Below are 21042 nucleotides of genomic sequence, written 5' to 3'. Positions count from 1 at the left end.
ACATTCCGAACCCGGAAGCTAAGCCTCACAGCGCCGATGGTACTGCAGGGGGGACCCTGTGGGAGAGTAGGACGCCGCCGAACAATTCTTCTGGAGAAACCCCCTGACGGGATGTCAGGGGGCTTTTCTGTTGTAAGGTCAATTCCGCACACTTTGTCGTTGGTACCACAGGAGGCTCCGCACAGTGGAGGTCCAGGAGACGCGCGTCCAGACCGACCGGATCCTTACGATCCCGAACCTGCTGAGCATGGCTCGGCTGGTGGGCGTACCGATCTTTCTCTGGTTGGTGTTGTGGCCGGTCTTCGGGGGGCCGAAGAACGACGGGTGGGCGATTGTCGTTCTGATGCTGAGTGGGGTCAGCGACTATCTGGACGGGAAGCTGGCCCGGCGCTGGGGGCAGATCAGCCGGCTGGGGCAGTTGCTGGATCCGGCGGCGGACCGGCTGTACATCGTGTCGACGCTGGTGGGGCTGACGTGGCGGGAGATTCTGCCGTGGTGGCTGACGGCGTTGCTGGTGGCCCGGGAGGCGTTCGTCGGGGTGGTGCTGCTGCGGCTCAACCGGGCGGGTTACGGGCCGCTGAACGTGAGCTTTCTGGGGAAGGCCGCCACGTTCAATCTGATGTACGCGTTTCCGCTTCTGCTGCTGGGGGTCGGCGAAGGGTGGGTGCACCAGGTTGCGAAGGCCGTGAGTTGGGCGTTCATCTGGTGGGGGACGACGCTGTACTGGTGGGCCGGCGCGCTGTATGCCGTGCAGGCTCGGCAGATGCTGAAGGCGGAGCGTACGGCTACCGTTTGAGATCAGCCTGAGACGTTTCACACGGCCTCCACGGTGAGTCGGATCATTTCTTCCGGGTAGACATGCGTCGGACCGCTTTGATGGACCCGCAGGGGTTCACCACCGCGAAGGAGGACGCACCCGTAATGAAAGCCGTTGTGATGGCGGGCGGGGAGGGCACTCGACTCCGCCCGATGACTTCGAGCATGCCCAAGCCGTTGTTGCCGGTCGCCAATAGGCCGATCATGGAACACGTGCTGCGCTTGCTGAAGCGGCACGGCCTCACTGACACCGTGGTGACTGTGCAGTTCCTGGCGTCGTTGGTGAAGAACTACTTCGGCGACGGTGAGGAACTGGGGATGCACCTCACCTATGCCAACGAGGAAACACCGCTGGGGACGGCCGGCAGCGTCAAGAACGCCGAGGATGCGCTGCGGGACGATTCGTTTTTGGTGATCTCCGGTGATGCGCTGACGGACTTCGATCTTTCCGAGCTGATTGCTTTTCACCGGGAGAAGGGCGCACTGGTGACGGTGTGCCTGACCCGGGTGCCGAACCCGTTGGAATTCGGTATCACCATCACGGACGACGAGGGCAAGGTCGAGCGCTTCCTGGAGAAGCCGACCTGGGGCCAGGTGTTCTCGGACACCGTGAACACCGGTATCTACGTGATGGAGCCGGAGGTCTTCGACTATGTGGCCGCGGGGGAGTCGGTCGACTGGTCGAGCGACGTGTTCCCGCAGTTGCTCAAGGAAGGCAAGCCGGTGTTCGGCTATGTTGCCGAGGGCTACTGGGAGGACGTGGGCACCCACGAGAGTTACCTGAAGGCCCAGGCGGACGTCCTGGAGGGGAAGGTCCAGGTCGAGCTGGACGGGTTCGAGATCTCGCCGGGCGTGTGGGTGGCCGAGGGCGCCGAGGTGGACCCGGAGGCGGTGCTGCGCGGGCCGCTGTACATCGGCGACTACGCCAAGGTCGAGGCCGGCGTGGAGCTGCGTGAGCACACCGTGCTGGGGTCGAACGTGGTCGTGAAGCGCGGCGCGTTCCTGCACAAGGCGGTGGTGCACGACAACGTGTACGTGGGTCCGCAGTCGAATCTGCGCGGGTGCGTGGTCGGGAAGAACACCGACGTGATGCAGGCGGCGCGGATCGACGAGGGGGCGGTGATCGGCGACGAGTGCCTGATCGGCGAGGAGTCGATCATCGCGGGCAATGTCCGGGTCTACCCGTTCAAGACGATCGAGGCCGGCGCGTTCGTCAACACCTCGGTGATCTGGGAGTCCCGCGGCCAGGAGCACCTGTTCGGGGTGCGCGGCGTGTCGGGCATCCTGAACGTGGAGATCACGCCGGAGCTGGCGGTGCGGCTGGCGGGGGCCTACGCGACGACGTTGAAGAAGGGTGCCACCGTCACCATCGCGCGGGACCACTCGCGAGGTGCGCGGGCGTTGAAGCGGGCGATGATCTCGGCGCTGCAGACCAGCGCGATCGATGTCCGGGACTTGGAGAACGTGCCGATGCCGGTGGCTAGGCAGGCGACGGCGCGGGGGAGTGCGGGCGGGATCTTCCTGCGGACCACGCCGGGGGTGCCGGACTCGCTGGACATCCTGTTCTTCGACGAGCGCGGCGCGGACCTGTCGCAGGCCGGGCAGCGGAAGCTGGACCGGGTGTACGCGCGGCAGGAGTTCCGGCGGGCGTTCCCGGGCGAGATCGGCGACCTGCTGCACCCGGCGAGCGTGTTCGACTCGTACGCGACGAACCTGCTGCGGGAGGTGGACACCACCGGGGTGCGGGAGGCCGGCCTGAAGGTGGTGGTGGACGCCGCGCACGGCAGTGCCGGGCTGGTGCTGCCGAGCATCCTGGGGCGGCTCGGGGTGGAGACGCTGACGGTGGCCGGCGGCCTGGACGAGGCGCGGCCGACGGAGGGCGCGGACGAGCGGCGGGCGGCGCTGGCCAGGCTGGGTGAGCTGGTGGCGTCCTCGCGGGCCGCGTTCGGGGTGCGGTTCGATCCGGTTGGCGAGCGGGTGTCCTTCGTGGACGAGCAGGGCCGGGTGATCGAGGACGACCGGGCGCTGCTGGTGCTGCTGGACCTGGTGGCGGCGGAGCGCCGGGCCGGGAAGGTGGCGCTGCCGGTGACGACGACCCGGATCGCCGAGCAGGTGGCGGCGTACCACGGCACCCAGGTGGTGTGGACGACGACGTCGCCGCACGATCTGGCGAAGACCGCGGCGGCGGACGGCACGATCTTCGGCGGCGACGGGCGCGGCGGTTTCGTGGTGCCGGAGTTCTCCGGGGTGCTGGACGGTGCGGCGGCGTTCGTGCGGCTGGTCGGCCTGGTGGCGCGGACGCAGCTGACCTTGAGTCAGATCGACGCGCGGATCCCGCAGGCGCACATCCAGAAGCGGGACATCGCGACGCCGTGGGCCGCGAAGGGCATGGTGATGCGCTCGGTGGTGGAGGCGGCGGGCAACCGGACGCTGGACACCACGGACGGCGTGCGGGTGGTCGAGGCGGACGGCCGGTGGACGCTGGTGCTGCCGGACCCGGCGGAGGCCGTGACGCACCTGTGGGCGGAGGGCCCGGACGACGAGGCCACGGAGCGGCTGCTGGACGAGTGGGCCGCGGTCGTGGACGGCGCCGGGAGGTAGTGCGGAGAGTTTCTGGTGGGGGCGGGCCTGCGGGCCCGTCCCCTCCGGGCGTTTGTCACGATCGTGTGCCGAATCCGTCCTGCGGGCCCGGGGGCTGGTCGTGGGCCGCCGTACGGTCGTGAAACGATGTGGCGCATGCCAGCAACGTCGACGCCGAGTGACCCGGAGGGGCGGTTCCGCCGTCCGGACGCCTCGATGTCCCTGCTGACCACGGTGATGGACCATTCGCTGGACGACGGGTACGCGGAGGCGGCCCGGGCGCGCGGGGCGGAGGGGCGGTCGCGGCTGCCGGTGACGGCGAAGGGGCGGCTGGTGCTGGCCCTGGGGCTGGCGCTGGCGGCGGGGGTGGTGACGGTCGGGGCGGTGAACGCCCAGCAGGCGGCGCCGGTCCTGGCGAAGGAGCGGGACGCCCTGGTGAGCCGGGTGAACGACGCCAACAAGGCGGCGGACGCGTTGCAGCGGCAGGTCGAGCAGGACCGCGAGAAGGTCGCGGACGCGCAGGAACAGGCCCTGCAGTCGGGTGACGACGGCGGGTTGGCGCGGCTGGCGGCGCAGGCCGGGACGGGGGCGATCACCGGGCCGGGCATCAAGCTGGTGATCGAGGAGGCGTCCGGCACCGGCGCCGGCGGCAATGTGAGCGACCCCCGGAACGCGGACGGCTTCGGCAACAAGGGCCGGGTGCAGGACCACGACCTGCAGTACGCGGTGAACGGCCTGTGGCTGGCGGGCGCGGAGGCGGTGTCGGTGAACGGGCAGCGGCTGACCGCGCTGTCGGCGATCCGGGCCGCCGGTGACGCCATCCTGGTGGACAACCGGCCGCTGGTGCCGCCGTACACGCTGCTGGCGATCGGGGACGGGCCGCGGCTGGCGCAGGCGTTCCAGGACAACGAGGGCGGCCACTACCTGAAGGTCATTCAGGACAGCTACGGGATCCGTTCGACGGTGTCGGTGCAGAAGTCGTTGACGCTGCCGGCCGCGCTGGGTGTGACGCTGCGGGTGGCCGGGACACAGTCGCCGGAGCCGTCGCCCGCGCCGTCCCAGCCGCCCGCGCCGCCGTCGTCGTCCGCGTCGCCGTCGTCCGGGCCGCCGTCGTCGTCGTCCGCGTCGCCGTCGTCACCGGCCGGCAAGTCGCCGGGCACGAAGCAGCCGTCCGCGCGTTCGACTGTGAAGTCCACTCCCACCGGAACAGGAGCAGCTACACCGTGATTGCCGTACTGGGTCTCGTGATCGGCGTGGTCGTCGGCATATTCGTGCAGCCGGAGGTGCCGCACGCGGTGGTGCCGTATCTGCCGATCGCGGTGGTGGCGGCGCTGGACGCGGTGTTCGGCGGCGTGCGGGCGATGCTGGACGGGATCTTCGACGACAAGGTCTTCGTGGTGTCGTTCCTGTCGAACGTGGTGGTGGCGGCGCTGATCGTGTTCCTGGGCGACCAGCTGGGCGTGGGTTCGCAGCTGTCCACCGGCGTGGTGGTGGTGCTGGGCATCCGGATCTTCTCGAACGCGGCGGCGATTCGCCGGCACGTGTTCCGGGCTTAGGGGATCGGCTGTGAGCGAGGAGAAGAAGCCGCAGGACGGCCCGGAGCAGCCGGGCGGGGCGCCGGAGAGCGAGGAGCCCCGGACGGCGCCGGCGGAGCCCGAGGCGGCGCCGGCCAAGCCCGAGCCGGAGGTGGAGCCGGAGGCCGGGCGGGAGTCGGCGGTCGAGCCGGAGGTCGAGCCTGCGGTCGAGGCGGTGGCGGAGAAGCCGGTGGGGGCGCGTCAGACCGCGCCGGAGCCGGTGGAGTTGCCGTCGGACGGGCGGACCCGGTTGAAGGCGGCGCTGTGGCCGCCGCGGGTGTCGCGCGGTCAACTGGTGGTGGCGCTGCTGCTGTTCGCGCTGGGGCTGGCGCTGGCGATCCAGGTGCGGTCGACGAACGACCACAGCCAGCTGCGCGGGGCGCGCCAGGAGGACCTGGTGCGGATCCTGGACGAACTGGACGGCCGGCAGCAGCGTCTCCAGTTCGAGAAGACGCAACTGGAGCAGAACCTGGCGCAGTTGGAGAACTCCTCCAACCAGGCCAAGGAGGCGCAGGAGCAGACCCGGAAGAAGGCGGCCGAACTCGGGGTGCTGGCGGGGACGGAGAAAGCGGCCGGTCCGGGCATCGTGCTGACGATTGATGATCCCCAAGGGCAGGTGAAGGCGGATATGCTGCTGGACACCCTGCAGGAACTCCGAGCGGCGGGGGCGGAGGCGATTCAGATCAACGACGTGCGCGTGGTGGCCGGGACGTCCTTCACCGACAACGCCTCGGGCGGTGGTGTGCGGATCGACGGGCAGAGCGTGTCGCAGCCGTTCCGTTTCACCGTGGTGGGCAATCCGCAGGATCTGACTCCGGCGCTGAACATTCCCGGTGGTGTGGTGCGCAGCTTGGAGAAGCAGCAGGCTCGGGCGACCATCGTCCAGCAGCAGAAGGTGCTGGTGGACGCGTTGGCAACCCCGCGGCCGTTGCAGTACGGCAAGCCGGCGGCGAAGTGACGGGGCGCGCTCCGTACGGTTCGTCAACTGCGGGTCGCCCCCGGTGGTGGGTGCCCGTGGGGCGTCGGCGACACTGGGTCCTGTCGATCGTCAGTTTCCGGCCGGATGCCGGGCTTACCGCCACATTGAGCCCTGAACCCTGCCCCGCGGGCGGTTCTGTCACACGCAAGGGGATTCGCCCGTGAGTTTTTTCTCGAAGCTTTTCGGCCGTAACAAGCAGGCAGCGGCGGAGGCGCCGACCGCCCGGTACCGGCAGGACGACGCCGGGGTTCCGGCGGCGCGTCCGGCGCCGGACGGGCAGCGTCCGCTGTACCGGGAGGACGTGACCCAGGGGGCCGGCATGCCGACCGGGCAGTTCGACGCGGGTTACGGCGCGTCGGTTGATTCCTCGGGCAACCCGCGCATAGGTTTCCCGTCAGGACCCTCAACCTCCGGTGGAGGGTTTGCCCCGGACACCTACGCCGGTCACCCCCAGTCGGGTGTGCCGCGCCAGGAGGCTGTGAACATGGCTGGCACCAGCCCGTGCCCGCGGTGCGGGAACCAGAACCCGGCGCAGGCCCGGTTCTGCTCGAACTGCGGTACTCAGCTGCGTGGCGGCGGTTTCCCGGAGGGCGCGGCCGAGACCACGTCCACCATTTCGATCTCCGGTATCGAGTCGTACGACCCGACCGCGACGTCGACGGGCGCCACGCCGACGCTGTCGGCCGAGGTGATGGCGGCGATCGACGCGCTGCCGCCGGGTTCGGCGCTGCTGATCGTGCAGCGCGGCCCGAACTCGGGCAGCCGGTTCCTGCTGGACTCGGACGTGACCACGGCAGGTCGGCACCCGCAGGGGGACATCTTCCTGGACGACGTGACGGTGTCGCGTCGGCACGTGGAGTTCCGCCGGCAGCCCGACGGCGGCTTCTCGGTCGCGGACGTGGGCAGCCTGAACGGCACCTACGTCAACCGGGAGCGGATCGACGAGGTGCTGCTCAGCAACGGCGACGAGGTGCAGATCGGTAAGTACCGGCTGGTGTTCTTCGCCAGTCACCACCGGGGGTACTGACCACTTCTCCGTTTGGAGCCCGAGTGACCCCACAGACTCCGACCCCGTCCCTCGGGTCCTCGCCCGTGCCGGCTTCGCGCCGCGCGGGCGAGGCGCGCCGACGGGGTGACGAACTGCTGTCCATCGGCGCGGTGCTGGCCTTCCTGCGGGACGACTTCCCGGAGGTGACGATCTCGAAGATCCGCTTCCTGGAGGCGGAGGGCCTGGTCGAGCCGCAGCGCACCCCGTCCGGCTACCGGAAGTTCTCGGCGGCGGACGTGGAGCGGTTGGCGTACGTGCTGCGGATGCAGCGCGACCACTATTTGCCGCTGCGGGTGATCCGCGAGCACCTGGACGCGATCGAGCGCGGCGAGCAGCCGCCGGCGCTGCCGGGGGCGGAGGCGCGCCCGGGGCCGCTGGAGGAGGCGGACCGGGAACTGGCCGGGTCGTCGTCCGCGGGCGGGGTGCGCCTCGGCCGGGCGGAGCTGATCGCGGCGGCGGAGGCGCAGGAGCGCGAACTCGCCGAATGGGAGTCGTACGGGCTGGTGCAGCCCGGGCCGGACGGCGGGTACGACGGCGAGGCGCTGCAGATCGCGCGCCTGGTCGCGGAGCTGGGCCGGTTCGGCCTGGAGCCGCGGCACCTGCGGGCGGTGAAGGCGGCCGCGGATCGCGAGGTTTCGCTGGTGGAGCAGGTGGTGGCGCCGCTGCGCCGGCACCGCAACCCGCAGACCCGGGCGCACGCGGAGGCGACGGCGCGGGAGCTGGCGACGCTGTCGGTGCGGTTGCACGCGGCGATGGTTCAGGCGGGGTTGCGGGCCCGGTCCTGAGCGGGCGGCGGGTCGGCGGCGTCCGGATCGCGGTGGCCGCTGCCTGCTGCGCTTTCCTATCGGGGGCGCGCGCCATAGGGTTGCTGGTGTGAATGAGCTCGACGTCGTGGGTGTCCGGGTGGAGATGCCCTCCAACCAGCCGATCGTGCTGCTGCGGGAGGTCGGCGGTGACCGCTACCTGCCGATCTGGATCGGGCCGGGGGAGGCCACCGCGATCGCTTTTGCCCAGCAGGGCATGACTCCGGTGCGGCCGTTGACGCACGACCTGTTCAAGGACGTGCTGGAGGCGCTCGGCCAGCAGCTGACCGAGGTGCGGATCAACGATCTGCGGGACGGTGTGTTCTACGCCGACCTGGTGTTCTCCGGGGGTGCCGAGGTCAGTGCGCGTCCCTCCGACGCGATAGCGCTGGCGCTGCGCACCGGTACGCCGATCTTCGGGAGCGAGGAGGTGCTGGCGGAGGCCGGCATCTCGATCCCGGACGAGCAGGAGGACGAGGTCGAGAAGTTCCGGGAGTTCCTGGACCAGGTCTCGCCGGAGGACTTCGGCGGCGGCCCGCAGTAGTTCGGTCGTTCCCGCTGCGTCCACCACCGGTGACCGGTGGTGGACGTCCTGCTAGCGGGGTGGGCCGTGGGCCGCAACTCGGCTGTGGTAGAAATCCATTCCGCTACCCGCACATGGGGCACGAATAACCACTCGATGGGGTGAAGTTTGTGCGAGGCCCCGGCGTGGCGATCGTTGACGGTGCTTGGGCGACTGCCTACCGTCAGGTGATGGCCCGCCGGACGGGCCGCCCGCAGTCCGGGCCCGCCCGGGTCCGTGCGGGGCCACGGGGGCCTTGAGGCGGAATGGACGGAGGTTGGCGATGAGCGGCACCGGCGACGAGACGCGTTCCGGAGCCCTGTGCGCGGTGCACGTGCCGCGCGCCGGCCGCGGTCCGATCGGGCGCCCCTGGCGGCCCGAGCCGGACGCTGACGAGCTGCCCCGACTCGGCCGGTTCCCGGCCGTCCAGCCCGGGCAGCCGGCGATCGAACGGCTCACCCCCACCTCCGCACTGGTCGGCTACCGCGGCCCCACGGCCTGCGCGGCGGCCGGCATCACCTACCGGCAGCTCGACTACTGGGCGCGCACCGGACTGCTGGAGCCCTCGGTGCGCTCCGGGCACTCGTCCGGGCACCCGGCAGGCGCGCAGCGGCTGTACAGCTTCCGGGACATCCTGCTGCTGAAGATCGTCAAGCGGCTGCTGGACGCCGGTGTGTCGCTGCAGAACATCCGGGTGGCCGTCACCCACCTGCAGTCCGCCGACCAGGCCGGCCTGACCGGGCTGACGCTGATGTGCGACGGCGCGACCGTGTACGAGTGCACCTCACCCCAGCAGGTCGTCGACCTGCTCAACGGCGGCCAGGGCGTGTTCGGCATCGCGGTCGGCGCGGTCTGGCAGGAGCTGGAGGCCACCCTGGGCCGGCTGCACGGCGAGCGCACCGACACCGGCGAGACGCTGCTCGGCCACGATCCGGCGGACGAACTGGCGCAGCGCCGCAACCGCGCGGTCTGACGGCCGGTCGGCCGGCGGGAACCGGCCGGGCGGGCGGATCGTCAAGTCCCCTGTGTGGACGATCATGCAGGGGCTCGGGCGGCGCTGGCGGTGGCTGCTGACGCGGCGGCCGCCCGGCTGGGGCGGCAGACGCGGGCAGCGGCGATGGTTCCAGGCGCTGGTGGTGTGTTCGGCGCTGATGCTGACCCCCGACGCCTGGCTGTTCATGACGCAGGCCCACAAGGTCGGCACCGTGCAGAGCGTGTCGGCCGCGCCGGTGGCGGTGGTGTTCGGCGCCGGCCTGATGGACGGCAAGCCCTCCCCGTACCTGGCGCACCGGCTGGACGCCGCGCTGGAGCTGTACCGGGCGGACAAGGTGCAGGCGATCCTGGTGACCGGCGACAACGGCACCCGCGAGTACGACGAGACCGACGCGATGCGCGCGTACCTGGTCGAACGCGGTGTGCCCGAGGTGCGGGTGGTCGGCGACTATGCGGGTTTCGACACCTGGGACTCCTGCACCCGTGCGCACCGCATATTCGGCGTCGACAAGGCCGTGCTGATCAGTCAGACCTTCCACGTGCGGCGCGCGTTGGCGCTGTGCCGGGCCGCCGGGATCGACGCGTCCGGCGTCGGCGTGGAGGAGTGGCACGACACCACCTGGCACTACGGCGAGGTGCGGGAGATCGCCGGGGCGGCGAAGGCGTTCGTGAACGTGGTGGTGCGGCCCGATCCGACGTTCCTGGGGCGGCACGAGGACGGGGTGGCGCGGGCGCTCGCCGACGCGGCACGAGGGTAGAACGCCCGTCCGGGCAGGGATTGTCGGTGGGGCGCGGGATGATCGGGCGGTGCGGTCCGTGCCGAGCATCATCCACCTCGACATGGACGCCTTCTTCGCGGCGGTGGAGCAGGCGTCCAAGCCCAGCCTGCGCGGAAAGCCCGTCATCGTCGGCGGCCTGGGCGGGCGCGGTGTGGTCTCCACCGCGTCGTACGAGGCGCGGAAGTTCGGGGTGCACTCGGCGATGCCGATGGCGCAGGCGCGGCGGCTGTGCCCCAACGCGGCGTTCCTGACCGGCCGGTTCGAGGCGTACCGGGCCAACAGCGAGATCGTCATGAGCCTGCTGCGGGAACGCTCCCCGCTGGTCGAGCCGCTCAGCCTGGACGAGGCGTTCGTCGACCTGGAGGCCGGGCCGTACGGGCCGGCGCTGGCCGACGCGACGCCCGCGGAAGGCGCGCAGTTGGTGCTGGCGCTCGCCGAGGACCTGCGGGCCGACATCGTGGAGCGCACCGGGCTGACCGCGTCGGTCGGCGCCGCCGCGTCCAAGCTGATGGCGAAGATCGCCTCCGAGCAGGCCAAACCGGACGGGCTGGTGCTGATCGAACCCGGCTCCGAACGGTCCGTGCTCGCGCCGATGCCGGTGCGGGCGCTGCCCGGCATCGGGCCGGCCACCGAGCAGGCGCTGCGCCGGGCCGGGTTGACGAGCGTGGCGGACCTGGCGGAGGCCGGGTTCGAGGAACTGGTCGGACTGCTCGGCAAGGCGCACGGCGCGGGCGTGTTCCAGATGGCGCTGGGATGGGACGAGCGGCCGGTGGTGCCGGACCGGGACGCCAAGTCGGTCTCGGTCGAGGACACCTTCGAGGTCGACCTCGCCGATCGGGAGCGCATCCTGCGGGAGGTCGACCACCTGGCGGCGCGGTGCGTGCGGCGGCTGCGGGCGGCCGGGCGCTCCGGGCGGACGGTGGTACTGAAGGTCCGGCGGTTCGACTTCTCGACGCTGACCCGGTCGGAGACGCTGCGCGGGCCGACGGACGATCCCGAAGTCATCGCCGCGACGGCGCGGCGGCTGGCCGGGCAGGTGGACACCACGGGTGGGGTGCGGCTGCTGGGGGTGGGGGTGGCGCAGCTCGCGGACTACACGCAGGAGGATCTGTTCGCGCAGTTGGAGAGGGAGGAGAGAGGGGCCGCCGAGGAAGCGGGGGCAGGGACGGGGACGGGGACGGGAGCGGATTCGGGGTCGGAGTCGGAGTCGGGCGAGGTTGGGGCGGAGAAGGCTTCCGTCGAGCCCGCGGTCCGGCGGTGGTGGCCGGGGCAGGACGTGACGCACCGTGAGTTCGGGCCGGGGTGGGTGCAGGGGAGTGGCGTCGGCCGGGTGACGGTGCGGTTCGAGACGCCGTACTCGGAGCGGCCGGGGCGGGTGCGGACGTTCGCGGTGGACGACGAGGAGTTGTCGGCTTCGGGAGCGCTTCCGTTGAGGCGTCCGGGGCCGCACGGGGCGTGAGGTGGGTGGGGCGGGCGCGACCTTGCGGGGGAGTGGGCGGTTGGGCGCGCAGTTCCTCGCGCCCCTGGGGTTGCACCCGCATGTGCCTTCGGCGGTGCGGGGTTTCGTCAGCGCGGGCGTGAGGTGGGTGGGGCCAGGGGTGGTGGCGCGATCTTGCGGGGGGTGGGTGGCTGGGCGCGCAGTTCCTCGCGCCCCTGGTGGTGCGTCCCCTGGAGGTGTCTCCGCTGGCGGCGCGTCCCCCTAGCGGCGCGTCCTCTGGCGGTGCGCCCGTTGGGGGTGCGTCCTCTGGTGGTGCGTCCTCTGGTGGTGCGTGGCCCGGTTTTGGGGTTGGCGGGTACGACGGACACCCCCCGCCGATGCCCGTGGCGGGGGGTGTCCGTGGTGACTCGCGTGTGTCCAGTACGCGAGGGGGACGCCGTCAGGCGTCGGTCTTGGCGAGGGCCGGGGCGGGCTGCTCGATGGGGGTGGCGGCGGGGGTGGTGCGGCGGATGGCGAAGGGGACGATGGCGGCGACCAGGCACATCGCGCCGGCGACCCAGAACGCGTGCTGGTAGGCGTTCAGGGTGGGCAGGTGGACCGGGATGGGGAGCTTGAGGGTGTCGCCGGTGAGGATCGCGGCCATCACGGCGGTGCCGATGGCGCCGCCGACGGTGCGCAGGACGGCGTTCATGCCGTTGGCGATGCCGGACTGTTCGGCGGGGACGGCGCCGTTGATGTAGGCGGGCATGGCGGCGTAGGCCAGGCCGACGCCGAGGCCGAAGACGGCGGAGGAGAGGTAGATGTCGAACTCGGCGCTGTGGCGCAGCGCCAGGTAGGCCATGGCGACGGCGCCGAGGAGGCCGCCGAGGACCAGCGGGAGGCGGGGGCCGCGGCGGGCGATGAGCAGGGCGCCGACGGGGGCGGCGACCATGGAGCCGATCGCGGAGGGCAGCAGCATGATGCCGGCGTGCAGGACGGTGGCGGTGAAGCCGTAGTGGGTGAGCTTCTCCGGGGTCTGCGCGAAGTTGCTGATCACCATGAACGAGCCGTACATGCCGAAGCCGATGAGCAGGCCGGAGATGTTGGTGAAGGCGACGGCCGGGCGGGCCATCATCTTCAGGTCGACCAGCGGGTGGGCGACCTTGGCCTCGACCAGCAGCCACAGCAGGGCGACGACGGCGGCGACGGCGAACAGGCCGAGGGTGCGGGTGGATCCCCAGCCCCACTCGTTGCCGCGGCTGACGGCGATCAGCAGGGCGGACAGCCAGCCGGCCAGGGTGAGGGCGCCGAGCGGGTCGGCGCCGCCGCTCTTGTCGACGACCGGGTCGCTGGGCACGCGCAGGATCACCAGGGCGACGGCGGCCAGGCCGAAGATCAGGCCCATCCAGAAGATCGACTTGTAGTCCCAGTGCTCCAGCAGCAGGCCGGTGGCGACCAGGCCGAGGCCGGAGCCGACGCCCATCGAGGCGGAGATGGCGGCGACGCCGGCGGTGACCTTCTGCTTCGGCAGTTCGTCACGGACGATGGCGATCGCCAGCGGCAGCACGCCGCCGCCCGCGCCCTGGAGCACCCGGGCGACGACCAGCAGGCCGAAGGAGTGGGTGCAGACCGCGAGGCCGGAGCCGAGCACCAGGCCTGCCAGCGAGATCAGCAGCACGGGCTTGCGGCCGCGCAGGTCGCCGAAGCGGCCCAGCAGCGGGGTGAGGACCGCCGCGGAGAGCAGGTTGGCGGTCATCAGCCAGGTGATGTCGGAGCCCGACACCTTCAGCTCGGTGGCCAGACTCGGAAGGATCGGGACGACCGCGGTCTGGACCACGCTGTAGGCCAGCATGGCGAGAATCAGCGCGGGCAGGACCCTGGCGCTGGTGGGCTTGGCGGCCGTGGCGGTGGGCTGTGGTGCCTCACTCACGGGAATCCTCCGGGTTGCTTCAGGCAGGCGATAGTGCAGGAACTGAAGCAACGATGTCGGGAGATGCTTCACTCTGTCAAATATCTAATGGTGAAACTTTGGCAAAGTCGAAGGCCCCGGCCCGCCGAGGCGGACCGGGGCCGGAAGTTGGCGAACCGTCAGACCGCGGAGGCCGCCGGGGACTGCGGCTGCGCGTTCCACGGCTGCCGCTGCGAGGCCTTGTCGGCCGCACCGCCGGCCGCGCCCTGCACCTCCACCCGCTCGCGGCGCAGCTCCTCGCGGATCACCTCCTCCTCGGTGAACCGCTCCACCACCAGCCGCACCCGCTCGACCGGCGCCAGGTACTTGCGCACCACCGCGCGCTCCTCGCGCAGCGTGACCTCCTCGACCGCCTCGGCGATCTCCTGGTCGCTCAGCGCTGCCCGCTCCGCATCGGACACCGGGATCCGCTCCACCCGCACCCGCTCGCGCACCAGCGGCACCCGGCGTTCGACCGCCTCGGTGGTGACGTACTTGCGCAGCCGGGTGGTGCCGACGGTGTGCCACTCGGTGGTGACGTCCAGGCGTTCCTCGCGGCAGGTGATCTCCACCGGCGCGGCCGGCTTCTGCCGGTCGGTCCGGGCGGCCGGCGGCTCGGCGGGGCGGGTCGGGCGTTCGGGCGCGGCCTTCGGCGGGACGAAGCCGGCGGGCGCGGGGGCCGGGCCCTGGACCGGGCCGGGCTCCGGGGAGGAGGCGAGGTCGCCGAAGTCGCGGTCGGCGACCTTCTCCGAGTACTCCTTCGGGGCCGGCTTCCCGGCGGGCGCGGAGGTGAACCGGACGGGCGCCTCGGCGCCCGAGGTGCTCAGCCCGTAGTAGCGGTACAGCTCCAGCTCCTGCTCCGGGGACAGGTGCTGGCCGACGCCGAAGTCCGGCGACTCCTTGATTAGCGACCTGTCGTACGGGACGTGCAGCTCGTCGCCGGTGAACTCGCTGGTGGTCAGCGGGACGAAGGCGTCCCGGCCGAAGATCCCGGTCCGGACGGCCGCCCACTCCGGCTCGCCGGTGGCGTCGTCCAGGTAGACCTCGTCGACCGTGCCGATCTTGTCGCCGTTCCGGTCGACCGCCTTGTGTCCGATCAGGTCGCGCGGATCGATATCGGTCTGCACCCTGTCCTCCCGCTGCTGCTCCTGGGGGACCCGTCGGGGGAGCGGTCGGAGGAGCGCACCGGGCCGCTATTCCACACCAAAAGGCACGTAACGGACGGTGTCGCCCCGAACGCCTCCGTCCGGGGCCGATCGCGGGGCCGTACCGGTGATCGTCCAGGTCCGCGCTGGTACCCTGGGCGGCGACCGCCGAGCCCGCTCGGGAGAGTCCCGGCCCCCTGATCAAGAGGGTTGCGGGACGCCGAAGGAGCAACCCCTCCCCGGAATCTCTCAGGCATCCGTACCGAGTGGGATCAGGTCACTCTGGAAAGCAGGGCAGGACCGTCGGCACCGAAGCCACCGGACCCTGACCTCGCCGACGGTGCAAGCCGACCGGGGCACCACCCGGGCGCGTGAAGCTCTCAGGTACCGATGACAGAGGGGGAGGCTGACGGGTTCGTGCGCCCCGACGCTCCCACAGCGGTCGGCCGGCGTGCGTACCACCGCCGGTCCGCGACCAGGAGGCCCGACCCCCATGAACGCCCAGCCGACGCTCACCGACCTTGAGCAGGCCAGCCCCTTCGAGCACCGCCACATCGGCCCCGACAGCGACGCCCAGCAGAAGATGCTGGCCCAGGTCGGCTACGGCTCGCTGGACGAACTGTCCGACGCCGCCGTGCCGGACGCCATCCGCAGCCTCACCGCGCTCGGCCTGCCCGCCGGCCGCAGCGAGGCCCAGGTGCTCGCCGAACTGCGCGAGCTCGCCGGCCGCAACCAGGTCCTCACCTCGATGATCGGCCTCGGCTACTACGGCACCTTCACGCCGCCCGTCATCCTCCGCAACGTCCTCGAGAACCCCGCCTGGTACACCGCGTACACCCCGTACCAGCCGGAGATCTCCCAGGGCCGCCTGGAGGCCCTGCTCAACTTCCAGACCGTGGTCTCCGACCTGACCGGCCTGGCCACCTCCGGCTCCTCGCTGCTCGACGAGGGCACCGCCGCCGCCGAGGCGATGGCCCTGACCCGGCGCGTCACCAAGGTCAAGGGCGGGGTCTTCCTGGTCGACGCCGACACCCTGCCGCAGACCCTCGCCGTGATCGAGACCCGCGCCGAGCCGACCGGCGTCGAGGTCGTCACCGCGGACCTGTCGAACGGCATCCCCGCCGAGATCGCCGAGCGCGGCGTGTTCGGCATGCTGATCCAGTACCCCGGCGCGTCCGGCGCGGTGCGCGACATCAAGCCCGTCATCGACCAGGCGCACGGGCTCGGCGCGATCGTCGCCGTCGCCGCCGACCTGCTCGCCCTCACCCTGCTGCGCTCGCCCGGCGAGCTCGGCGCCGACATCGCCTGCGGCACCTCGCAGCGCTTCGGCGTCCCGATGGGCTTCGGCGGCCCGCACGCCGGCTACCTGGCCGTCCGCGCCGAGTACGCCCGCAACCTGCCCGGCCGCCTGGTCGGCGTCTCCGTCGACGCCGACGGCAACCGCGCCTACCGGCTCGCCCTGCAGACCCGCGAGCAGCACATCCGCCGCGAGAAGGCCACCTCCAACATCTGCACCGCGCAGGTGCTGCTCGCCGTGATGGCCTCCATGTACGCCGTCTACCACGGCCCCGACGGCCTGGCCGACATCGCCCGCCGCACCCACCGCTACGCCGCGGCGCTCGCCGCCGGCCTGCGCGCGGGCGGCGTCGAGCTCGCCCACGACGCGTTCTTCGACACCGTGACCGCCGTCGTCCCCGGCAAGGCCGACGAGGTCGTCGCCGCGGCGCTGGCCGGCGGCGTGAACGTGCACCGGGTGGACGCGGACCGCGTCTCGGTGTCGTGCGACGAGACCACGACCCGCGAGCACCTGGCCGCCGTGTTCGCCGCGTTCGGCGTGAGCGCGGAGATCGCCGAGGACGCCGACGCGCTGCCCACCGCGCTGCTGCGCGAGGACGAGTACCTCACCCACCCGGTCTTCCACAGCCACCGCTCCGAGACCGCCATGCTGCGCTACCTGCGCCGCCTGTCGGACCGTGACTACGCGCTCGACCGCGGCATGATCCCGCTGGGCTCCTGCACCATGAAGCTCAACGCGACCACCGAGATGGAGCCGATCACCTGGCCCGAGTTCGGCCAGCTGCACCCGTTCGCGCCGGTCGACCAGGCCTCCGGGTTCCTGACGCTCATCCGGGAGCTGGAGCAGCAGCTGGTCGAGGTCACCGGGTACGACGCCGTGTCGATCCAGCCGAACGCCGGTTCGCAGGGCGAGCTGGCCGGTCTGCTGGCCGTCCGGGCGTACCACCGGGCGAACGGCGACACCCAGCGCGACGTCTGCCTCATCCCGTCCTCGGCGCACGGCACCAACGCGGCCTCGGCGGCGATGGCCGGCATGCGGGTCGTCGTCGTGAAGACGCTGACCGACGGCGACGTGGACGTCGAGGACCTGAAGGCCAAGATCGAGCAGCACCGCGAGCAGCTCGCCGTGCTGATGGTCACCTACCCGTCCACCCACGGCGTGTTCGAGACCCAGATCACCGATATCTGCGCGCTCGTCCACGAGGCCGGCGGCCAGGTGTACGTCGACGGCGCCAACCTGAACGCGCTGGTCGGCCTGGCCAAGCCCGGCAAGTTCGGCGCGGACGTCTCGCACCTGAACCTGCACAAGACCTTCTGCATCCCGCACGGCGGCGGCGGCCCCGGCGTCGGCCCGGTCGCGGTGCGCTCGCACCTCGCCCCCTACCTGCCCAACCACCCGCTCCAGGCCGAGGCCGGCCCCGCGACCGGCGTCGGCCCGATCTCGGCCGCGCCGTGGGGCTCGGCGGCGATCCTGCCGATCTCCTGGTCGTACGTGCGCCTGATGGGCGGCGAGGGCCTCAAGCGCGCCACCCAGGTGGCCGTGCTGAACGCCAACTACATCGCCAAGCGGCTCGCCCCGCACTACCCCGTGCTGTACACCGGCCCCGGCGGGCTGGTCGCGCACGAGTGCATCATCGACCTGCGCCCGCTCAGCAAGGAGACGGGCGTCAGCGTCGACGACATCGCCAAGCGCCTGATCGACTACGGCTTCCACGCGCCGACCATGTCGTTCCCGGTGGCCGGCACGCTGATGATCGAGCCGACCGAGTCCGAGGACCTGCACGAGATCGACCGGTTCTGCGAGGCGATGATCGCCATTCGCGGCGAGATCGAGAAGGTCGGCGCGGGCGAGTGGGCGGCGGAGGACAACCCGCTGCGCAACGCCCCGCACACCGCGTCGATGCTGGCCGGCGAGTGGGCGCACCCCTACACCCGCGAAGAGGCCGTCTTCCCGGCGGGCGTCAACCCGGCGGACAAGTACTGGCCGGCGGTGCGGCGCATCGACGGCGCGTACGGCGACCGCAACCTGGTCTGCTCCTGCCCGCCGCTCGACGAGTACGACGCCTGATCGGTGACCGCGCAGCGCTGAAGCCGCCCGCCGGAGGAGTTCCCTCGGCGGGCGGCTTCGGCATTGGGGCCCTCCGCTGCGCGCCCCTGGCGGGGCGGGGGGGATGGTGCCTGCGGCAGGGGCGCGAGTCACATGGCGAGAGCCGTCCGCCGAGGGGGTTGGCTTCGGTGGGCGGCTTTGGCGTTGGGGTCTTCCGCTGCGCGCAGTTCCCCGCGCCCCTGGCGGGGCGGGGAGGGGAGAGCGAGTGGGGGAGGACGCCTGCGGCGGGCGTGGCGGAGGCGGGGGCGGAGGGCGGGAGCGTATTGCGAGAGCCGTCCGGCGAGGGGGTTGGCTTCGGTGGGCGGCTTTGGCGTTGGGGTCTTCCGCTGCGCGCAGTTCCCCGCGCCCCTGGCGGGGCGGGGAGGGGAGAGGGGGAAGGGCGCCTGCGGCGGGCCTGGCCGGAGGCGGGGAGGTGGGGGAGGGATGCCTGCGGCGGGCGTGGCGGAGGCGGGGGAGTGTCGTGCGGGGGAGGGGAGGGCGGGGTCCTGCGGGGCAGGGGAGGGGGAAGCGAAGGTGGCAGGGGGTGGGGATGGCGAAGGCGCCTCCGGCGGGGGTTTGCGGGAGGCGCCTTGGGTGGGGCGGGGTGGGTCAGGAGTAGACCGGGCCGGTGAACTTTTCGCCGGGGCCGGAGCCGGGGGCGTCCGGGACGAGGGAGGCCTCGCGGAAGGCGAGCTGGAGGGAGCGGAGGCCGTCGCGGAGGGGGGCGGCGTGGAAGTTGGAGATCTCGGGGGCTCCGGCGGTGACCAGGCCGGCGAGGGCGGTGATCAGCTTGCGGGCCTCGTCGAGGTCCTTGTCGGCCTCGCCGCCTTCGGCCAGGCCGCACTTGACGGCGGCGGCGCTCATCAGGTGGACGGCGACGGTGGTGATCACCTCGACGGCGGGGACCTCGGCGATGTCGCGGGTCAGGTCGTCGAAACCGAGGGCCTGGTCGGACTCGGACGAGTGGTCGGGCTGGCTGGTCAAGGTGTCACTCCGGGGTGCTGGTGCGAAAGCGCAGTACAAAGGGAGCGTACAAGGCGGGCGGAGGCGGGCCGGAATACCGGTCGGTCCCGGAACGCTGGTATGCTTCGAGACTGACCGGCCAGGAATCCTCTACGGATGCCCGGCCAGCAAGTGGAGGCTCCACCTCAGGAGGCCCGAGAGGGCAACCGCGACAGTCTCCCACCCGAGCGGCCGAAGGGCCGACGGGTCCGGTCCGTGGCGAGCGCCGCAAGGATTGCCCGCTGCCAGTGGTGCCCGTCAGGGCATCCCGGAACGTGTGGAGCCCCGCCTGTACCGTGCGGGGCTTTTTTCGTGCGTTCGGTGCTTCTGCCAGACGGCAGAGTGGCAGCGGAGCATGAATGAAGCCCCGCCCAGTGGTCGAAACCACTACGTGCGACCGCCGTCCGACGGCCGCATCGAAGAAGGTGCAACCGAGGAGGCCCCATCAGCACCGAGCCCCGCATCAACGACCGGATTCGCGTCCCCGAGGTGCGACTCGTCGGTCCCAGCGGCGAGCAGGTCGGCATCGTCCCGCTCGCGAAGGCGCTGGAGCTTGCCCAGGAGTACGACCTGGACCTGGTCGAGGTCGCCGCCACGGCGCGCCCGCCGGTGTGCAAGCTCATGGACTACGGCAAGTTCAAGTACGAGTCGGCCATGAAGGCCCGTGAGGCGCGCAAGAACCAGGCGCACACGGTCATCAAGGAGATGAAGCTCCGGCCGAAGATCGACCCGCACGACTATGACACCAAGAAGGGTCACGTCGTCCGGTTCCTCAAGCAGGGCGACAAGGTCAAGATCACGATCATGTTCCGCGGTCGTGAGCAGTCCCGCCCCGAGCTGGGCTTCCGACTGCTGCAGCGGCTCGCGGAGGACGTCCAGGAGCTCGGCTTCGTGGAGTCCGCGGCCAAGCAGGACGGCCGAAACATGATCATGGTTCTCGGCCCGCACAAGAAGAAGACCGAGGCGATGGCCGAGGCCCGCGCCGCCGCCGACGCCCGCAAGGCGGAGCGGCTCGGTCGCGGCCCGGCCACGGAGCAGGCGGACGAGGCCGACGAGGTGGCGCAGGTCGAGGAGACCGAGGCCACCGAGGTCGAGCCCGTTGCCGAGCCCGCCGAGGTCGAGCAGCCCGCCGAGACCGCCCAGGACGCCTGAGCCTTCGGGTTCAGATTCCGGGTGGGATCGGCACCGGTTCCGGGGCATCCGTCCCGGAGGCGTGATCCATCCAGTTCCGGCCCGCACCCAGGGGTGCGGGCCGCGAACGGACCGACGAGGAGATACGGCGACATGCCGAAGCAGAAGACGCACAGCGGCGCCAGCAAGCGCTTCAAGATCACTGGCTCCGGGAAGGTGCTGCGCGAGCGTGCCGGCCGTCGCCACCTGCTTGAGCACAAGCCCTCGACGCTGACCCGCAAGCTGGCCGGCAACGCCGAGATGGCCCCCGGCGACGCCAAGAAGATCAAGAAGCTTCTCGGCAAGTGATCGCCCGCCCGCGGCCGCGCTGCGGGCACAGCTGATCCTTACCGACCGAATCGAATAACGGACCGGCGGCACGAACCCGGGGTCCGGAACCAAGGAGTAATGAAGTGGCACGCGTCAAGCGGGCAGTGAACGCCCACAAGAAGCGCCGGGTCATCCTGGAGCGCGCCTCCGGCTACCGTGGCCAGCGCTCGCGCCTGTACCGCAAGGCCAAGGAGCAGGTCACCCACTCGCTCGTTTACAACTTCAACGACCGCAAGAAGCGCAAGGGCGACTTCCGTCAGCTGTGGATCCAGCGCATCAACGCCGCTGCCCGCAACAACGGCATGACCTACAACCGCTTCGTGCAGGGCCTGAAGGCCGCCGGTGTCGAGATCGACCGCAAGATGCTCGCCGAGCTCGCGGTCAACGACACCGTCGCGTTCCGCGCGCTGGTCGAGGTCGCCCAGAAGGCGCTGCCGGAGGACGTCAACGCCCCCAAGGTCGCCGCCTGATCCAGGCCGTGCCCTGACTGCTTTTCCCGGACCCGCAGGCCGCC

General features: G+C 71.5%; 17 protein-coding genes, 1 rRNA gene, 2 pseudogenes and 1 riboswitch. Of the genes and pseudogenes, 16 read left to right on the top strand and 4 right to left on the bottom strand.

Features of this window, described 5'->3' with window-relative positions:
* The 12 genes from rrf to ACIQF6_RS29780 all read left to right on the top strand — a co-directional run.
* A 5S ribosomal RNA gene (gene rrf, locus ACIQF6_RS29835) occupies nt 1-83 on the top strand; the annotation flags it as partial.
* Nucleotides 84-184: 101 nt separating this feature from the next.
* Entirely contained in the window at nt 185-796 is a 612-nt protein-coding gene (locus ACIQF6_RS29830) for a CDP-alcohol phosphatidyltransferase family protein (protein ID WP_400900475.1), read from the top strand.
* Nucleotides 797-921: 125 nt separating this feature from the next.
* Nucleotides 922-3417: a sugar phosphate nucleotidyltransferase gene (locus tag ACIQF6_RS29825; protein WP_400900473.1), complete on the top strand. Its 2496-nt coding sequence runs from the start codon at nt 922-924 to the stop codon at nt 3415-3417.
* 135 nt (nt 3418-3552) lie between these two features.
* Nucleotides 3553-4623: a DUF881 domain-containing protein gene (locus ACIQF6_RS29820; protein ID WP_400900471.1), complete on the top strand. Its 1071-nt coding sequence runs from the start codon at nt 3553-3555 to the stop codon at nt 4621-4623.
* Nucleotides 4620-4952: a small basic family protein gene (locus tag ACIQF6_RS29815; protein WP_400900469.1), complete on the top strand. Its 333-nt coding sequence runs from the start codon at nt 4620-4622 to the stop codon at nt 4950-4952. Before ACIQF6_RS29820 ends, ACIQF6_RS29815 begins: the two co-directional genes overlap by 4 nt.
* 10 nt (nt 4953-4962) lie before the next feature.
* On the top strand, nt 4963-5928 hold the full coding sequence (locus tag ACIQF6_RS29810; RefSeq protein ID WP_400900467.1) for a DUF881 domain-containing protein: 966 nt from the start codon (nt 4963-4965) through the stop codon (nt 5926-5928).
* Between the two features lie 181 nt (nt 5929-6109).
* Complete coding sequence (locus tag ACIQF6_RS29805; protein ID WP_400900465.1) at nt 6110-6976, top strand: FHA domain-containing protein; 867 nt, start codon at nt 6110-6112, stop codon at nt 6974-6976.
* Nucleotides 6977-7041: 65 nt separating this feature from the next.
* Nucleotides 7042-7782 (top strand): MerR family transcriptional regulator, encoded by a 741-nt coding sequence (locus ACIQF6_RS29800; protein ID WP_400900493.1) that lies wholly within the window; start codon nt 7042-7044, stop codon nt 7780-7782.
* Between the two features lie 88 nt (nt 7783-7870).
* Nucleotides 7871-8344 (top strand): bifunctional nuclease family protein, encoded by a 474-nt coding sequence (locus tag ACIQF6_RS29795; RefSeq protein WP_043908895.1) that lies wholly within the window; start codon nt 7871-7873, stop codon nt 8342-8344.
* Between the two features lie 301 nt (nt 8345-8645).
* Nucleotides 8646-9335, top strand: coding sequence for a MerR family transcriptional regulator (locus tag ACIQF6_RS29790; RefSeq protein WP_400900463.1), 690 nt, complete (start codon nt 8646-8648; stop codon nt 9333-9335).
* Nucleotides 9336-9399: 64 nt separating this feature from the next.
* Entirely contained in the window at nt 9400-10113 is a 714-nt protein-coding gene (locus ACIQF6_RS29785) for a vancomycin high temperature exclusion protein (protein ID WP_400900491.1), read from the top strand.
* Between the two features lie 49 nt (nt 10114-10162).
* A complete protein-coding gene (locus ACIQF6_RS29780; RefSeq protein ID WP_400900461.1) occupies nt 10163-11593 on the top strand; it encodes a DNA polymerase IV in 1431 nt (476 codons plus the stop codon).
* 418 nt (nt 11594-12011) lie between these two features.
* Here the strand turns inward: ACIQF6_RS29780 and ACIQF6_RS29775 are convergent, their stop codons facing one another.
* From ACIQF6_RS29775 to ACIQF6_RS29765, 3 genes and pseudogenes are all read right to left on the bottom strand, one after another.
* On the bottom strand, nt 12012-13481 hold the full coding sequence (locus ACIQF6_RS29775) for an MFS transporter (RefSeq protein ID WP_400900459.1): 1470 nt from the start codon (nt 13479-13481) through the stop codon (nt 12012-12014).
* Between the two features lie 158 nt (nt 13482-13639).
* Nucleotides 13640-14053: pseudogene (locus tag ACIQF6_RS29770) on the bottom strand (YsnF/AvaK domain-containing protein); the annotation flags it as partial.
* Between the two features lie 147 nt (nt 14054-14200).
* Nucleotides 14201-14626, bottom strand: a pseudogene (locus tag ACIQF6_RS29765) (PRC-barrel domain-containing protein); the annotation flags it as partial.
* Nucleotides 14627-14813: 187 nt separating this feature from the next.
* Nucleotides 14814-14919: riboswitch (glycine riboswitch) on the top strand.
* Nucleotides 14920-15137: 218 nt separating this feature from the next.
* Between ACIQF6_RS29765 and gcvP the strand changes: the two are divergent.
* Nucleotides 15138-18008, top strand: a complete 2871-nt coding sequence (gcvP, locus tag ACIQF6_RS29760; protein ID WP_400900457.1) for an aminomethyl-transferring glycine dehydrogenase — start codon at nt 15138-15140, stop codon at nt 18006-18008.
* A gap of 627 nt (nt 18009-18635) precedes the next feature.
* On the opposite strand, the gene ACIQF6_RS29755 is transcribed toward gcvP, so the two are convergent.
* Nucleotides 18636-19010 carry a DUF1844 domain-containing protein gene (locus ACIQF6_RS29755; protein ID WP_043908889.1) on the bottom strand — a complete coding sequence of 125 codons (375 nt, stop codon included), beginning with the start codon at nt 19008-19010 and terminating at the stop codon, nt 18636-18638.
* A gap of 462 nt (nt 19011-19472) precedes the next feature.
* Here ACIQF6_RS29755 and infC point away from each other — a divergent pair, with 462 nt between their 5' ends.
* The 3 genes from infC (at nt 19473) to rplT (ending at nt 20998) form a co-directional block, all read left to right on the top strand.
* On the top strand, nt 19473-20180 hold the full coding sequence (gene infC, locus ACIQF6_RS29750) for a translation initiation factor IF-3 (RefSeq protein ID WP_400900489.1): 708 nt from the start codon (nt 19473-19475) through the stop codon (nt 20178-20180).
* A 132-nt stretch (nt 20181-20312) separates the two neighbouring features.
* Nucleotides 20313-20507, top strand: coding sequence for a 50S ribosomal protein L35 (gene rpmI / locus ACIQF6_RS29745; RefSeq protein WP_030268653.1), 195 nt, complete (start codon nt 20313-20315; stop codon nt 20505-20507).
* Nucleotides 20508-20611: 104 nt separating this feature from the next.
* Nucleotides 20612-20998: a 50S ribosomal protein L20 gene (rplT, locus tag ACIQF6_RS29740; protein WP_387643012.1), complete on the top strand. Its 387-nt coding sequence runs from the start codon at nt 20612-20614 to the stop codon at nt 20996-20998.
* Nucleotides 20999-21042 lie beyond the last annotated feature (44 nt).

Origin of the sequence: Kitasatospora sp. NPDC092948 (genome assembly GCF_044754805.1) — a bacterium.
In the GTDB taxonomy this organism is placed as follows: Bacteria; Actinomycetota; Actinomycetes; order Streptomycetales; family Streptomycetaceae; genus Kitasatospora.
Note: the sequence above shows the minus strand (reverse complement) of the source record. Positions and strands in the feature narration are given on the sequence as shown.

What these genes read in the sequence shown, in the direction of transcription:
- ACIQF6_RS29825 (WP_400900473.1), top strand. Translation starts at nt 922, where the DNA reads ATGAAAGCCGTTGTGATGGCGGGCGGGGAGGGCACTCGACTCCGCCCG.
- ACIQF6_RS29820 (WP_400900471.1), top strand. Translation starts at nt 3,553, where the DNA reads ATGCCAGCAACGTCGACGCCGAGTGACCCGGAGGGGCGGTTCCGCCGT.
- ACIQF6_RS29790 (WP_400900463.1), top strand. Translation starts at nt 8,646, where the DNA reads ATGAGCGGCACCGGCGACGAGACGCGTTCCGGAGCCCTGTGCGCGGTG.
- ACIQF6_RS29785 (WP_400900491.1), top strand. Translation starts at nt 9,400, where the DNA reads ATGCAGGGGCTCGGGCGGCGCTGGCGGTGGCTGCTGACGCGGCGGCCG.
- gcvP (WP_400900457.1), top strand. Translation starts at nt 15,138, where the DNA reads ATGAACGCCCAGCCGACGCTCACCGACCTTGAGCAGGCCAGCCCCTTC.
- rpmI (WP_030268653.1), top strand. Translation starts at nt 20,313, where the DNA reads ATGCCGAAGCAGAAGACGCACAGCGGCGCCAGCAAGCGCTTCAAGATC.